Origin of the sequence: Cellulomonas hominis (genome assembly GCF_901521055.1) — a bacterium.
In the GTDB taxonomy this organism is placed as follows: domain Bacteria; phylum Actinomycetota; class Actinomycetes; order Actinomycetales; family Cellulomonadaceae; genus Cellulomonas; species Cellulomonas endometrii.
Genome location: NZ_CABEGA010000044.1, coordinates 1 through 13,603 on the forward strand (window position 1 = coordinate 1; position 13,603 = coordinate 13,603).

The window sequence follows — 13,603 nt, forward strand, 5'->3', positions numbered from 1 at the left end:
AGAAGAAAAAAGAAAGGAAGAAAAGGAATCGTCGGCAGCGTAAGAAGAGTATAAGAGACAGGTGCTCCTTCGCGGGTGACCCCCCGTCCGCCGGGGCGCGGCGTCGGCGCCCGGGCGGACGGGGGGACGGGGGACGGTGGTGCAGGGAGGTCAGGCCCCGCCGCCCGCCATCTCGGCGTTCGTGTTGGACTCGTCGAGCAGCGCCTGCATCGTCGGCTGCACCTCGGCCAGGTACTCGGCGGCCGTCTTCTCGCCGTCGAGCACCGGCTGGATGTTCACCCAGAGCTCGTCGTACCACTGGGCCCCGTAGGTGAACGACGCGGGCATCGCGCGGCCGTAGTCCTGGACGATGTCGAGGAACTCCTGCCGGTTGGCGGGCTCGGCGTCCGGGGCGGCGGCCCACTCCTGGGCCATGTCGATCAGGTTCGGCACCTGGACGTTCGCGTCGACCAGCGTCTGCTGGGCGTCCACGTCGGTGGACAGGTACGTCGCCAGCTGCACCGCGGCCTCCGGGTCCGACGTCGTGCTGGACACGCCGATGCCGAGGCTGCCGACCCAGGTCGCGGACTCGCCGGTCGAGCCGGCGGGCCAGGGGATCAGGTCGTACTCGAAGTCCAGGTCGTTGTAGACGCTGACGTCCCACGGCCCGACGGGGAAGAAGCCGATCTCGCCGGCCATCCACCGCTGGTACGTGTCGAGCGTGGCCGCCTCGGACGCGGACGGGGTGACGCCGTCCACGAGGGTCAGGTCGGCGAAGTACTGCAGCGCCTCGGCGAACTCGGGGGTGTCGACGGTGACCTCGGTGCGGTCCTCGTTGGTCCAGTCGCCGCCGTTGCTCCACACCATCGACTGCAGGTTCCACTGGACGTTCAGCCCGGTGCCCCACTGGTCGAGCGCGCCGTCGCCGTCGGTGTCCGCGGTGAGCTGCTTCGCGATGTCGCGGAACTGCTCGAACGTCAGCGGGACGTCGGGGTCCGGCAGCGGGATGCCGTTGGCCTCGAGCATCGTCTTGTTGTAGCCGAACGCGAACGGGCCGACGTCCTTGGGCAGGCCGTAGAGCGCGCCGTCGGGGGTGCCCTGGAGCGTCCCGTCGAACCGGTAGGAGTCGACGCCGTACGGCCAGATGTTGTCGAGGTCCACGCCCGCGTCCTCGACCTGCTGGGTGATGTCCATCAGGACGCCCGAGGCGACGTAGGACTGCAGGTTCGCCTGCTCGATGTAGAACACGTCGGGGACCTTGTTGCCCGACACCGCGGCCTGGAGCTTCGTGGCGTACTGGTCGACGTCGGTGACGGTCATCTCGACCTCGACGCCGGTGTCCTCGGTGAACTTGTCGATCGCCGCCTGGTAGGCCGCCTTCTCGTCGGCGCCGCCGCGGAACATGAACGTGAGCGTGTCGTCTCCGCCGTCCTCGCCCCCGCCGCCGCCCGAGCCGCACGCGGTCAGGGCCAGCGCCCCGGCGAGCACGACGGCCGCCGCCCGGATCCTCTTGGTGGTCATTGCGCCTTTGCCTCCACTCGTGGACCGAGGTCGGGCGCGTCGCGGCGCGGCGGGTCCCGGGCAGCCGTCATCGGCTGCCGGACCGGGCGGGTCGGCGCTGACCTCGTGTTCTACATCGTTGAACTACAACGTTGGAGAGATTGGCACGGCGAGCGACGCCCGGTCAAGCAACGGTTTGGTCACGAGGCGGCGGCGCGCGGGTGCCGCGCGGGGGGTGTTGACTGCGGCGAGGAGCGCTGGGCAGGATGGCTGTACAACGATGTAGACCGCCGCAGCGACGTTGCTGGGCGCCCGGGCACCCCGCCCCACGCTCCCCGCACCGCCACCCGTCGGCACCCGCGAGGAGAACCATGACCACCGTCACCCTGACCATCGACCCGGCGTTCCGCGTGGGGCCGGTCCGCCGCGGCACGTTCGGCGCGTTCGTCGAGCACCTCGGCCGCTGCGTGTACACCGGCATCCACGACCCGGAGCACCCCACGGCGGACGCCGACGGCTTCCGCCGCGACGTCATCGAGCTGACCCGCGAGCTCGGCGTGTCCACCGTCCGCTACCCCGGCGGCAACTTCGTGTCCGGCTACCGGTGGGAGGACGGCGTGGGCCCGCGCGACCAGCGCCCCCGCCGGCTCGACCTCGCGTGGCACTCCACCGAGCCGAACCAGGTGGGCGTCGACGAGTTCATGCGCTGGACGAAGGCGTCGGGCACCGAGGCGATGATGGCAGTGAACCTCGGCACCCGCGGCGTGCAGGAGGCGCTCGACCTGCTGGAGTACTGCAACGTCGCGGGCGGCACCGCCCTGTCGGACCAGCGGCGCGCGAACGGTGCGGCCGACCCCTACGGCATCCGCATCTGGTGCCTGGGCAACGAGATGGACGGCCCCTGGCAGATCGGCCACAAGACGGCGCACGAGTACGGCCGGCTCGCCGCGGAGACGGCCCGCGCCATGCGGATGATCGACCCCGACCTGACCCTCGTGGCGTGCGGCTCGTCCGGCGTCCCGATGCCGACGTTCGGGCAGTGGGAGCAGACGGTGCTCTCGGAGACCTACGAGCACGTCGACATGATCTCCGCCCACGCCTACTACGCGGAGGAGGACGGCGACCTCGGCTCGTTCCTGGCGTCCGCGGTCGACATGGACCACTTCATCGGGTCCGTGGCCGCCGTCGCCGACGGGGTCCGCGCGCACAAGAAGCTCGACAAGCGGATCAGCATCTCGTTCGACGAGTGGAACGTCTGGTACCAGAAGCGCGCCGAGTCGGTCCCGCCGAGCGGCGACGACTGGCCGGTCGCCCCGGTGCTGCTGGAGGACAAGTACAACGTCGCGGACGCCGTCGTGGTCGGCAACCTGCTGATCTCCCTGCTCCGGCACACCGACCGTGTGCACTCCGCGAGCCTCGCCCAGTTGGTCAACGTGATCGCCCCGATCATGACCGAGCCCGGCGGCCGGGTCTGGCGCCAGACCACGTTCCACCCGTTCGCGCAGGCGTCGAAGTACGCCGCGGGCGAGGTGCTGCAGGTCGCCGTCGAGGCCCCGACGTACGAGACGGCGAAGTTCGGCGACGCGCCGCTCGTCGACGCCGTGGCCACCCGGGACCCGGAGACCGGCGCCGTCGCGCTGTTCGCCGTCAACCGCTCCACGACCGAGACGGTCACCCTCGAGGTCGACACCCGGTCGATCCCCGGCCTGCGCGTGCTCGAGGCCACGACCCTGTCGAACCCCGACCACCAGTGGGTCGCCACGGCCGACGACGACACCTCGGTGCTGCCGCGGACCAACGACACCGCGGGCATCGACGGCGGCCGGCTCACCATCCAGGTCCCGCCGGTGTCCTGGAACGTCGTGCGGCTCGGTGCCTGAGACCGCGATCGCGGCGCCGGCGGGGCCAGGGGGAGCTGCGGGAGCCCCCGCACCCCGCCGGCGCCGGCGCCGCACGGTGGCGGTGGCCGCCGGGCTGGTGGTGGTGGTCGCGGCGGTAGGGGGCGCCGCGCTCGCGGCCACGCGCGACCCCGCCCCCGCCGCGGTGGCGCTCCCCGTCGGCGGCGACGCCACCGTGCACGACCCGGCGCTCGTCGTCGGCGAGGGCGACGACCCCTGGTACGTCTACTCCACCGGGGACGCGCGCACCGGCGCCGGCGCGGTGCAGGTGCGCCGGTCGACCGACGCCGGCGCCACCTGGGAGTACGCCGGCACCGCGTGGGGCCCGTCCGACGCGCCCCGGTGGGCGCAGGAGGCCGTGCCGGGGGTCACGAGCTACTGGGCGCCCGAGCTCTACGAGCACGACGGCACCTGGTACCTCTACTACGCCGCGTCGACGTTCGGGTCGAACCGCTCGGTGATCGGGCTGCGCACCAGCCCCACCCTCGACCCGGACGACCCGGACTACGCGTGGACGGACCGCGGCGAGGTGTGGGCCTCGGAGCCCACCGACGACTACAACGCCATCGACCCCGGCATCGTCGAGGACGCCGACGGCACGCCGTGGATGGTGTTCGGCTCCTACTGGTCGGGCATCCAGGTCGTGGAGCTGGCGTGGCCCGACGGCCTGCCCGTCCCGGGCGCCGACCCGGTCCCGCTCGCGAGCCGGCTGTCCGCACCGCACGCCGTCGAGGCGCCGTCCGTCGTGCCGCACGACGGCTGGTACTACCTGCTGGTCTCGCAGGACACGTGCTGCCAGGGGACGGACTCGACGTACCGGATCACCGTCGGCCGCTCGCGGGAGGTCACCGGCCCCTACGTCACGCGCGACGGCACGGACCTGCTGCTCGACGGCGGCGACGTGCTGCTGGGCTCCACCGGCGACATGATCGGGCCCGGTGGGCAGTCGGTGTCCCGCGGGGTCCTCGGGTTCCACTTCTACGACGCCGCGACCGGCGGGACGCCCACGCTCGGGCTGCGGGAGATCGCGTGGGACGACGAGGGCTGGCCGGTGCTGACGACGGCCGAGGAGCAGGCGGGCTGACCGGTCGGTCCGCGTCCGGGATCCGGGTGGTCGAAGACGGTGACGACGGTCATGGATCGGCCGGGTCATGGGGATCAGTCCGGAGCGCTCGCGTCCCCTTGCGCGTGGCCATCTCGTACCGGGTGGCGTGCTCGCGCAGGTACTCGCGCAGGTACGGGATGGTGAAGTCGACGTACCCGTGGCGCGTGGGCTCGATGACGCCGGCTGAGATGAGGCGCGCCCGGTAGGTCGAGGCGTAGTAGGGCGTGACACCCAGGCGTCGGGCGATCTCGCCGGTCGAGGACTCGCCCTCGTCCTGCGCCATGGCCACGAGGTAGGTCCTGTCCACGTTCGACAGGTCAGCGAGCGAGGTCTCGTGCACGAGGGAACCGAGCCGCTTGCGCGCGGCGGCGACTCCCTCCCGCGCAGCCGCGACGTCGATGTGCGACGCCGGCGCGCTGCGCCACACGTGGAACCCGACGAGCTGGATCATGAACGGGTATCCGCCCGTCGCGTTCGTGGCTTCCCACAGGGCGTCGTCGTCGATCGTGCACTCGGAGTCCGTGATCGTCCGCCGCAGCGCTCGGGCGACGTGGTCGAGAGGGACGTCCTCGAGCTCGAAGCGGGACGCGCGACGCAGGAACGTGAGGACGTCGTCGTTCAGCAGGTCGGAGACGGCTGACGGGAGACCGGCCATCGCCAGCGCGATGTCCCTGTCCTCACGGATGAGGTGCTGGACGATCGCGGCGAGATCGCGCAGGTCCTCACGCGCCGCAGCGTGCACCTCGTCGACCGTGATGAGCAGCCCGGTGCCGTTGCGCTCCAGCACGTCGAGCAGTCTGCCCAGCTCGGAACGCCACTCGACGACCTCGGCAGGCGGCGTGGACAGCGTCAGCCCGCCTCCGACCACCGGCAGGGTCATCCCCGTGATGCTCCTGGAGGGTGCGGCAGCGGGATCGAGCTCTCTCAGTGCACGCGTCGTCGCGTGCTGCAGGCGCAGGACCATGCCCGGCGTCGCCGTCTCGGCAAGCGCGACCCAGCCCCGTTGCACCGCCAGGTTGTCGGCCTCGGTGAGCATGACCGTCTTGCCGATGCCTCGCGGGCCTGTGAAGAGGGCGAGGCGAGCCGGGGACCCGGCTCCGTCGTCGAGCGAGTCGCCGAACTCCCTGAGCACGTCGTCGCGTCCCACCAGCAGAGGCGGCGTGGATCCGGCGGTCGGACGAAACGGGTTGCGCAGCGCCAATTTGGACTCCTTTGTAAGTCCGGGCAGGCTATCGGCAACCCAGGGCGGATTTTACAAACGGGTCCAAAGACCTACCGGTCCCGCAGCCCCCCGGGGGCGGCTAGAGCGCCTGGTGCAGCACCAGGTCGTGGTGGACCTGGTCGCCGACCGTGAACCGGCGCTCGCCGACCTCGGCGAACCCGGACCGCCGGTAGAACGCCTGCGCCCGGGCGTTCTCCCCGTTGACGCCGAGCCACACGCCCGCCGCCCCGCGGGACCGCGCCGCGTCGAGGCTGGCGGTCATGAGCGCCCGGGCCACGCCCGCGCCGTGCCGGCCGGGCAGCACGTAGCACTTGCTGAGCTCGACCGTCGGCCGCAGCGGCACGACCGCCGCGACGTCCGGGTCGTACGGCTCGCCCGCGACCAGCATCGTGTAGCCGGTCAGGGCCCCGTCCTCGTCCGCGACCAGCAGGTCCCGGGCCGGGTCGGCCAGGTAGCCCGCGAACGACGCCGGGGTCAGGTGCGCCGCGATGAAGGCGGCGTGGTCCTCGGGCGTGGACGACGGCGGGCAGGCGAGCGGGAACGTCACCGCGGCGAGCGCGGCCAGGGCGTCGGCCTCGTCGGCCCGCGCGCGCCGGACGACCGCCGCGACCGTGTCGGTCCGAGGCGTCTGGGTCACTGCCCGCCCCAGCGGGACCGGATCGCGCGCCGGGCGGTGCGGAACACCAGCCCGACCACCCAGGCGGACCCCGCGATCGTCGCCGCGTCGACACCTCGCCGGGTGGCGTTGCGGCGCCCGCGGAACTCGCGCACCGGCCAGCCGACCTCGGCGGCGTGCTTCCGGAGCCGGCCGTCGGGGTTGATCGCGCACGGGAAGCCGACCTCGGACAGGATCGGGACGTCGTTCGTGGAGTCGCCGTACGCGAACGACCGCGACAGGTCGATGCCCTCGCGCTCGGCGACGACGCGAACCGCCTGCGCCTTCGCCTTCCCGTGCAGCAGGTCCCCGACCAGACGCCCGGTGTAGAACCCGTCCTTGTGCTCCGCCACGGTGCCGACCGCCCCGGTGGCGCCGAGCCGGCGCGCGATGATCTCCGCGATCTCGACCGGCGTGGCCGTCACGAGCCACACCTCGTGACCCGCGCGCAGGTGCTGGTCGAGCAGCCGCTGCGTGCCGGGGAAGATGCGCAGGGACAGGACCTCGTCGTAGATGTCCTCCGCGATGGCCACGACCTCGGCGACCGACCGCCCGTGCATGATCTCCAGCGCCCGCTGGCGGACCTCGTCGATCTGCTCGCGGTTCTCGCCGAACGCGAGGTACCGGAACTGGTGGACCGCGAACCGCAGGATGTCGCCCCGCTGGAAGAAGGCCCGCCGGTAGAGCCCCACGGCGAGGTGGAACGAGCTCGCCCCCCGGATGATGGTGTTGTCCACGTCGAAGAAGGCGGCCACCCGGCCCGGCTGCACGGCGGCGCCGGTCACGGGCTCGGTGGGCTCGGGCACCCGGCCACTGTAGCCAGATGCCTAGGCTCGTGCCGTGCCGACCACCAGCGACGCCCCCGCCCCCGCCGACCGCCCGCCGCGCGTCGTCCTGTACGGCCGCGCGGGCTGCCACCTGTGCGCCGACGCGCGTGCCGTGGTCGCCGACGTGTGCGCAGCGACGGGCGACTCGTGGGCCGAGGTCGACGTCGACGCGGGCGGCCGCACACCGGACGGGCGCACCCTCGCGGACGCCTACGGCGAGCTCGTCCCGGTCGTGGAGGTCGACGGCGCGCGGGTCGGCTACTGGCAGATCGACGCCGCGCGCGTGCGCGACGCCCTGGCGGCGGGACCGACGGCCTAGTCTGTTCCTCGTGCGAGCCCTGCCGCCGACCACCGTCGCCCGCCTGCCGGGATACCTGCGCTCCCTCGGCGGGCTCGCCTCCGAGGGCGTGACCACGACGTCCTCCGACCAGCTCGCGGACCTCGTCGGCGCGTCGCCGGCGCAGCTCCGCAAGGACCTGTCCTACCTGGGCGCGGGTGGCCGGCGAGGGGTCGGCTACGAGGTCGACCACCTGCGCAAGCAGATCGCGCAGGCGCTCGGCATGGCCGAGGAGCGGCAGCTCGTCATCGTCGGCATCGGCAACCTGGGGCACGCGCTGGCGACGTACTCCGGGTTCGCGGACCGCGGGTTCGTGCTGGTCGGCCTGTTCGACGCCGACCCGTCGCTGGTCGGCACGACCGTCGCCGGTCACGTCGTGGAGCACGTCGACCGCCTGGAGGAGGTCGTGGAGCAGGTCGGGGCGAGCATCGCGATCGTCGCCACCCCCGCGTCCGCCGCGCAGGGCACCACCGACCGGCTCGTCGCGGCCGGCGTGACGGGCATCCTCAACTTCGCGCCGCGCACCGTCCGGGTGCCGGACGGCGTGGACGTCCGCGAGGTCGACCTGGGCTCCGAGCTGCAGATCCTCGGCTTCCACGCCCGCCGACGCTCGGCCCAGCCGGCACCCGAGCCGTCGCGGGAGCCGGAGCCGGAGCGCACGCCGGAGCCCGTCGCCGCGGTCGACTGACCCGGACCGCCCGGCCGACTGGACCCTGCGACCCCCGGCCGACTGGCCCCCCGGCCGCCGAGGTCGTCACATCCGCACGAGGTCGTCCCGCAGGACTGACGACCTCGTGCCGTCCTGACGACCTCGCGGGGGGTGGACGGCCGGCCCCGGACGCGAGGAGGGCCCGATCGCGGCAGGGGGTGCGCGATCGGGCCCTCGTCAGGGGCGCCCCCGGTGCCGGGGGCGCGGCAGGCTCAGGCCTGCTTGATGGCCGAGATCTCGAGCGAGACGACGACCTTGTCGGAGACCAGGACGCCGCCGGTCTCGAGGGCCGCGTTCCACGTGATGCCGAAGTCCTTGCGGGAGATCGTCGTGGAGGCGGAGAAGCCGGCGCGCTGGTTGCCGAACGGGTCGGTGGCGGAGCCGCCGAACTCGGTGGCCAGGTCGACGGACTTGGTGACGCCGTTGATGGTCAGGTCGCCGGTGACGACGTAGTCCTCGCCGTCCGCGCGGACGGCGGTCGAGGCGAAGGTCCACTCGCCGAACTTCTCCAGGTCGAAGAAGTCGGCCGACTTCAGGTGGCCGTCACGGCCCGCGTCGCCGGTGCTGATGGTCGACGGGTCCAGGGCGGCGGTCACGCCGGACAGCGCCAGGTCGTCGGCGACGGTGATGGTGCCGGAGGTCACCGCGACGGTGCCGCGGACCTTGGAGATGCCCGCGTGGCGGACCGTGAAGGACGCCTCGGTGTGCGAGGGGTCGATCGTCCAGGTGCCGGCGGTCAGGGCGGTGGGGAGCGTCGTGGTCGACATGGTGCCTCCTGCTAGAGATGGTTGAAGCATCAACTGCTGATAGTTGAGATTTCTACTACAGTGCGAGGCGGAGCGCAAGAGGTGGGACCATCGGCGGACGAGATCGCACCTGCGCCTGAGGGGAGGACGGCGATGGTCGCCACGACGACCGAGGAGGTCCGCTGGCTCTCGGCGGACGAGCAGCGGGCCTGGCGCGCGTACCGCGACGGGACGGCCCGGCTGCTGGACGTGCTCGCGCACGAGCTGGAGCAGGACTCCGGCCTGTCGCTGGGCGAGTACGAGGTGCTGGTCCGACTGTCCGAGGCGCCCGGCCGCACGCTGCGGATGTCCGAGCTCGCGGGTGAGCTCGCCCACTCCCGCAGCCGCCTCACGCACACGGTGCGCCGCATGGAGGCCGCCGGGCTCGTCGAGCGCGCGCCGTGCCTCGAGGACGCCCGCGGTGTGAACTGCACCATGACGGAGGCCGGCTGGCAGCGGCTCGTCGCCGCCGCGCCCTCGCACGTCGAGTCCGTGCGCCGGCACCTGGTCGACGTGCTGTCCCCGCAGCAGATGCAGGCCCTGGGCGATGCGATGGCCGCCGTCGGCGCCGCCTTCCAGGCCGACTGCGCGCAGGCGCTCGCCGACGCGGAGGCCGCGCAGTCCTAGCCGTGCCTGGGGACGACGGCGCGACCACCCAGTCTGGTTTGCGAGACTGACCCCATGGTCGCCACCACCCTCCACCTCATGCGGCACGGCGAGGTGCACAACCCCACCGGCGTGCTCTACGGCCGGCTCCCCGGCTACCACCTCTCCGAGCGCGGGCAGCAGATGGCCGAGCGGGTCGCCGCCCACCTCGCGGGCGAGCTCGACGGCCCCCGCCGGGACGTCACCGCGCTGTTCGCCTCGCCGCTGCAGCGGGCGCAGGAGACCGCCGCCCCGATCGCGGCGGCGCTGGACCTGCCGGTGCAGACCGACGAGGGCCTGCTCGAGGCGGAGAACCAGTTCCAGGGCCTGACCTTCGGCGTCGGCGACGGGTCGCTGCGCCACCCGCGGCACTGGCCGCTGCTCGTCAACCCGTTCCGCCCGTCCTGGGGGGAGCCGTACCGCACGCAGGTCGCGCGGGTGCTGGCCGTCGTCGACCGCGCGCGCGAGGCCGCCCGCGGGCACGAGGCCGTGCTGGTCAGCCACCAGCTGCCCATCTGGGTGACCCGGCTCGCGCTGGAGAACCGGCGGCTGTGGCACGACCCGCGCCGCCGGCAGTGCTCGCTCGCCTCGCTGACCAGCCTGGTGTTCGAGGACGACCGCCTGGTGCGGATCTCCTACACCGAGCCCGCCGCCGACCTGCTGCCCGGCGCGTCCGCCGTGGCGGGGGCGTGACCGTGCGCGCCCTCCGGGGCCGTCGGGCCGGGGCCGCCGCGGTGGCGCTCGGGGCGGTGCTGGTGCTCGCGGGCTGCTCGGGCGGCGACGGCGGCACGGGCTCCGGCTCCGGGGACGGCGACGTGGCGGACCAGGGCTACGTCTCCGGTGACGGCTCGTTCACGCAGTGGGCCGCCGACGACCGGCAGGGCCCCGTCGAGGTGGCGGGCACCGACTTCGCGGGCCAGGCCGTCGACGTCGCGGACTGGCGCGGCGACGTGGTCGTGCTCAACACCTGGTACGCCGCCTGCCCGCCCTGCCGGGACGAGGCCCCCGACCTGGTGGACATCGCGAACGAGTACGCGGACGCCGGCGTGCACCTGCTCGGCATCAACGGGGTCGACGACGCCGGCGCGGCCGAGTCGTTCCAGCGCACCTTCGACGTCCCGTACCCGAGCATCGACGACCGGGACAAGCAGGCGGTCGCCGCACTGCAGGGCGTGGTGCCGATCCAGGCCACGCCGACCACCGTGGTGCTCGACCGCGAGGGCAAGGTCGCCGCGCGGATCGTCGGGCTCGCCGAGGGCTCCACGCTGCGCGCGCTGGTCGACGAGGTGCTCGCCGAGGGCGAGGGCGCTGCGTGATGCTCGCCGACGTCGGGGACTCGTTCGCGCAGGCCGCCACCTCCGGCTCGCTGCTCGCGGCCGTGCCGGTGGCGGTGCTCGCGGGGCTCGTGTCGTTCGCCTCGCCCTGCGTGCTGCCGCTCGTCCCCGCCTACGTCGGCTACCTGGGCGGCATGTCCGCCGCGTCCGCGTCCGCGTCCCCGGTCGCCGGCACCCGGGCGCCCCGCGTCCCGGCCACGTCCGGCGGGTCGATCGACCTCGCCGGGAACCTCCCCGCGCAGCCGTCCCTCGGGGCGACGGCGACCGCGCCGGAGCCCTCCCGCGGCCGGCTGGTGCTCGGGGTGCTGCTGTTCGTCGCCGGGTTCACGGCGGTGTTCCTCGCGTACGGCTCCCTGGCCGGCACGCTGGGCTCGTTCCTGCTGCGCTGGCAGGACCCGGTGTCCCGCGTGCTCGGCGTGGGCGTGGTCGTCATGGGCCTGGCCTTCCTGGGGCTGGTGCCGTTCCTGCAGCAGGACCGGCGGAACCTGCTCGCCCCGCGGGCCGGTCTGTGGGGCGCGCCGGTGCTCGGCGTGACGTTCGGCATCGGCTGGACGCCCTGCATCGGCCCGACGCTCGCGGCGATCCTGCTGCTGTCGCTCGACGGCGGGTCGGCCGGCCGTGGCGCCCTGCTCGCGCTGGCCTTCTGCGCCGGGCTCGGGCTGCCGTTCCTCCTCGTCGCCCTCGGCCTGCAGCGCAGCCGCCGGGCGCTCGACTGGCTCGCCCGGCACCGCCTCGCCGTGATGCGCGTCGGCGGCGCCCTCCTCATCCTGCTCGGGATCGCGCTCGTCACCGGGCTGTGGTCCGCGTGGGCGGGCTGGCTCCAGGGCCTGCTCACCGGCGCCCAGCCCTTCGTCCCGGCGGTCTGACATGTCACGCGACACCGAGCCCTCGCCCCGCGGCTACACGCCCGAGGGCCTCGAGGACGCCTTCAGCACCGGCCGCACCGCGGCGCCGGGCGGAGGGTCCGGCGCGCCGGCCGACCCCGGCCGGCCCGAGGGCTCCGGCGACGCCCCGCAGCTGCCCGCCCTCGGCGTCGTCGGCTGGCTCCGGTGGGGCTGGCGGCAGCTCACCTCGATGCGCGTGGCGCTGCTGCTGCTCATGCTGCTCGCGGTCGCCGCCGTGCCGGGCACGATCTTCCCCCAGCGCTCGCAGACCCCCGAGGACGTCGCGACCTACCTGGCCGACCACCCCGACCTCGGGCCCGTGCTCGACCGGCTCGGGTTCTTCGGCGTCTACTCCTCGGTCTGGTTCTCCGCGATCTACCTGCTGCTGTTCGTCTCGCTGGTGGGGTGCATCCTGCCGCGCAGCCGCACCCACCTGCGGGCGGTGCGGGGCCGGCCGCCGCGCGCGCCCCGCCGGTTCGACCGGTTCCCCGCGCAGGCGTCCGCGGAGCTCGACGGCACGCCGCAGCAGGTCGCCGAGCGTGCCTCCGTCGCGCTGGGCGGTCCGCGCTGGTGGCGCCGGTTCCGCGTCGACGTCCGCGACGAGGGCGGCGGCACGTGGAGCGTCGCGGCCGAGCGCGGCTACCTGCGGGAGACCGGCAACCTGGTGTTCCACCTCGCGCTCGTCGGGCTGCTCGTCTCCGTGGCGACCGGGCAGCTGCTGCACTACCGCGGGCAGGCGATCGTCGTCGAGGGCCGCGCGTTCGCGAACACCCAGAGCGACTACGACACGTTCGAGTCCGGCTCCGGGTTCAGCGCGTCGTCGCTCGACCCCTTCTCGCTGCGGCTCGACTCGTTCGAGTCCCGCTTCGACCCGCAGACGCTGCAGTCCCGCGACTTCACCGCGCACGTCACGGTCACGGAGCCCGGCGGGCAGGGGGCGGCGGACACGATCAAGGTCAACGAGCCGCTGCTCGCCGGCGGCGCGAAGGTCTACCTGCAGGGCAACGGCTACGCCCCCCAGGTCACCGTGCGCGACGCCTCGGGCGAGGTGGTGTTCGCGGGCGCCGTGCCGTTCCTCCCGCAGGACACGGTGTACACCTCGCAGGGCGTCATCAAGGTGCCGGACGTCACCACCGGCCCGCAGATCGGCCTCCAGGGCGTGCTGCTCCCGACGGCCGAGCAGGTCTCGGACGACATCTGGCGGTCGGTGTACCCGCAGCCCACCGACCCGCTGCTGGCCCTGGCGGTGTGGACCGGCGACCTCGGGCTCGACGACGGCGTCCCGCAGAACGTCTACCAGCTCGACGAGTCGGGCCTCACCCAGGCGGTCGACGCCGACGGGCGGCCGGTCACGCTCTACGCGCGGCCCGGCGAGACCGTCGACCTGCCGGACGGGCTCGGCACCCTGACCTTCGACGCGCTGCCCCGGTTCGTCGCGCTCGACCTGCGGCACGACCCCTCGCTCGCGTGGGTGCTGACGTTCGCGCTGCTCGCGTTCGCGGGCCTCGCCACGTCCCTGTTCGTGCCCCGGCGCCGGGTGTGGCTGCGCGTCCGCCCGGCGGTCGCCGACGGGGACGAAGGTCCCGGGTCAGGCCGTACAGTGGTCACCGCCGCCGCTCTGGCGCGCGGAGACGACGTGGGTCTGCAGGCGGAGCTCGACCGGGCGATGGACCGGCTCCGCGACGCGACCGGCGACAGGCCCACCGGCCGACCCGGAAGGTGA

At 73.7% G+C, this 13,603-nt stretch carries 14 protein-coding genes; 9 read left to right on the forward strand and 5 right to left on the reverse strand.

The window, feature by feature from the left end; all coding sequences use genetic code 11:
- Positions 1-150 precede the first annotated feature (150 nt).
- Positions 151-1,500 (reverse strand): ABC transporter substrate-binding protein, encoded by a 1,350-nt coding sequence (locus tag KJP73_RS12345; protein WP_213283164.1) that lies wholly within the window; start codon positions 1,498-1,500, stop codon positions 151-153.
- A gap of 350 nt (positions 1,501-1,850) precedes the next feature.
- Between KJP73_RS12345 and KJP73_RS12350 the strand changes: the two genes are divergently transcribed.
- Both KJP73_RS12350 and KJP73_RS12355 read left to right on the forward strand, forming a co-directional pair.
- Entirely contained in the window at positions 1,851-3,359 is a 1,509-nt protein-coding gene (locus KJP73_RS12350; RefSeq protein ID WP_213283165.1) for an alpha-N-arabinofuranosidase, read from the forward strand.
- An 82-nt stretch (positions 3,360-3,441) separates the two neighbouring features.
- On the forward strand, positions 3,442-4,461 hold the full coding sequence (locus KJP73_RS12355; RefSeq protein ID WP_249669342.1) for an arabinan endo-1,5-alpha-L-arabinosidase: 1,020 nt from the start codon (positions 3,442-3,444) through the stop codon (positions 4,459-4,461).
- Positions 4,462-4,510: 49 nt separating this feature from the next.
- On the opposite strand, the gene KJP73_RS12360 is transcribed toward KJP73_RS12355, so the two are convergent.
- The 3 genes from KJP73_RS12360 to KJP73_RS12370 all read right to left on the reverse strand — a co-directional run bounded on the left by KJP73_RS12360 (position 4,511) and on the right by KJP73_RS12370 (position 7,165).
- Positions 4,511-5,629 (reverse strand): ATP-binding protein, encoded by a 1,119-nt coding sequence (locus KJP73_RS12360; protein ID WP_249669344.1) that lies wholly within the window; start codon positions 5,627-5,629, stop codon positions 4,511-4,513.
- A 154-nt stretch (positions 5,630-5,783) separates the two neighbouring features.
- The gene (locus KJP73_RS12365) at positions 5,784-6,341 is read right to left on the reverse strand and encodes a GNAT family N-acetyltransferase (protein WP_213283167.1); all 558 of its coding nucleotides are present in this window, start codon (positions 6,339-6,341) and stop codon (positions 5,784-5,786) included.
- Positions 6,338-7,165 carry an HAD family hydrolase gene (locus KJP73_RS12370; protein ID WP_213283168.1) on the reverse strand — a complete coding sequence of 276 codons (828 nt, stop codon included), beginning with the start codon at positions 7,163-7,165 and terminating at the stop codon, positions 6,338-6,340. Before KJP73_RS12370 ends, KJP73_RS12365 begins: the two co-directional genes overlap by 4 nt.
- 34 nt (positions 7,166-7,199) lie before the next feature.
- On the opposite strand from KJP73_RS12370, the gene KJP73_RS12375 reads away from it, so the two are divergent.
- Both KJP73_RS12375 and KJP73_RS12380 read left to right on the forward strand, forming a co-directional pair.
- The gene (locus KJP73_RS12375) at positions 7,200-7,505 is read left to right on the forward strand and encodes a glutaredoxin family protein (protein WP_213283169.1); all 306 of its coding nucleotides are present in this window, start codon (positions 7,200-7,202) and stop codon (positions 7,503-7,505) included.
- A 10-nt stretch (positions 7,506-7,515) separates the two neighbouring features.
- Positions 7,516-8,211: a redox-sensing transcriptional repressor Rex gene (locus KJP73_RS12380; RefSeq protein WP_249669345.1), complete on the forward strand. Its 696-nt coding sequence runs from the start codon at positions 7,516-7,518 to the stop codon at positions 8,209-8,211.
- Between the two features lie 233 nt (positions 8,212-8,444).
- Here KJP73_RS12380 and KJP73_RS12385 read toward each other — a convergent pair whose 3' ends face one another.
- Entirely contained in the window at positions 8,445-8,999 is a 555-nt protein-coding gene (locus KJP73_RS12385; RefSeq protein WP_213283170.1) for a YceI family protein, read from the reverse strand.
- 132 nt (positions 9,000-9,131) lie between these two features.
- On the opposite strand from KJP73_RS12385, the gene KJP73_RS12390 reads away from it, so the two are divergent.
- From KJP73_RS12390 to resB, 5 genes are read left to right on the forward strand one after another with little or no spacing between them, the layout of a single operon-like run.
- Entirely contained in the window at positions 9,132-9,644 is a 513-nt protein-coding gene (locus tag KJP73_RS12390) for a MarR family winged helix-turn-helix transcriptional regulator (RefSeq protein ID WP_213283171.1), read from the forward strand.
- A gap of 54 nt (positions 9,645-9,698) precedes the next feature.
- Positions 9,699-10,355 (forward strand): histidine phosphatase family protein, encoded by a 657-nt coding sequence (locus tag KJP73_RS12395; protein WP_213283172.1) that lies wholly within the window; start codon positions 9,699-9,701, stop codon positions 10,353-10,355.
- A 2-nt stretch (positions 10,356-10,357) separates the two neighbouring features.
- A complete protein-coding gene (locus KJP73_RS12400; RefSeq protein ID WP_433995174.1) occupies positions 10,358-10,978 on the forward strand; it encodes a TlpA family protein disulfide reductase in 621 nt (206 codons plus the stop codon).
- The gene (locus KJP73_RS12405) at positions 10,978-11,862 is read left to right on the forward strand and encodes a cytochrome c biogenesis CcdA family protein (RefSeq protein ID WP_283770234.1); all 885 of its coding nucleotides are present in this window, start codon (positions 10,978-10,980) and stop codon (positions 11,860-11,862) included. The genes KJP73_RS12400 and KJP73_RS12405 overlap by 1 nt, the downstream gene beginning before the upstream one ends.
- Before the next feature lies 1 nt (position 11,863).
- Positions 11,864-13,603: a cytochrome c biogenesis protein ResB gene (resB, locus tag KJP73_RS12410; protein ID WP_213283173.1), complete on the forward strand. Its 1,740-nt coding sequence runs from the start codon at positions 11,864-11,866 to the stop codon at positions 13,601-13,603.

What these genes read in the sequence shown, in the direction of transcription:
- KJP73_RS12345 (WP_213283164.1), bottom strand. Translation starts at nt 1,500, where the DNA reads ATGACCACCAAGAGGATCCGGGCGGCGGCCGTCGTGCTCGCCGGGGCG.
- KJP73_RS12350 (WP_213283165.1), top strand. Translation starts at nt 1,851, where the DNA reads ATGACCACCGTCACCCTGACCATCGACCCGGCGTTCCGCGTGGGGCCG.
- KJP73_RS12385 (WP_213283170.1), bottom strand. Translation starts at nt 8,999, where the DNA reads ATGTCGACCACGACGCTCCCCACCGCCCTGACCGCCGGCACCTGGACG.
- KJP73_RS12390 (WP_213283171.1), top strand. Translation starts at nt 9,132, where the DNA reads ATGGTCGCCACGACGACCGAGGAGGTCCGCTGGCTCTCGGCGGACGAG.
- KJP73_RS12395 (WP_213283172.1), top strand. Translation starts at nt 9,699, where the DNA reads ATGGTCGCCACCACCCTCCACCTCATGCGGCACGGCGAGGTGCACAAC.
- KJP73_RS12405 (WP_283770234.1), top strand. Translation starts at nt 10,978, where the DNA reads ATGCTCGCCGACGTCGGGGACTCGTTCGCGCAGGCCGCCACCTCCGGC.
- resB (WP_213283173.1), top strand. Translation starts at nt 11,864, where the DNA reads ATGTCACGCGACACCGAGCCCTCGCCCCGCGGCTACACGCCCGAGGGC.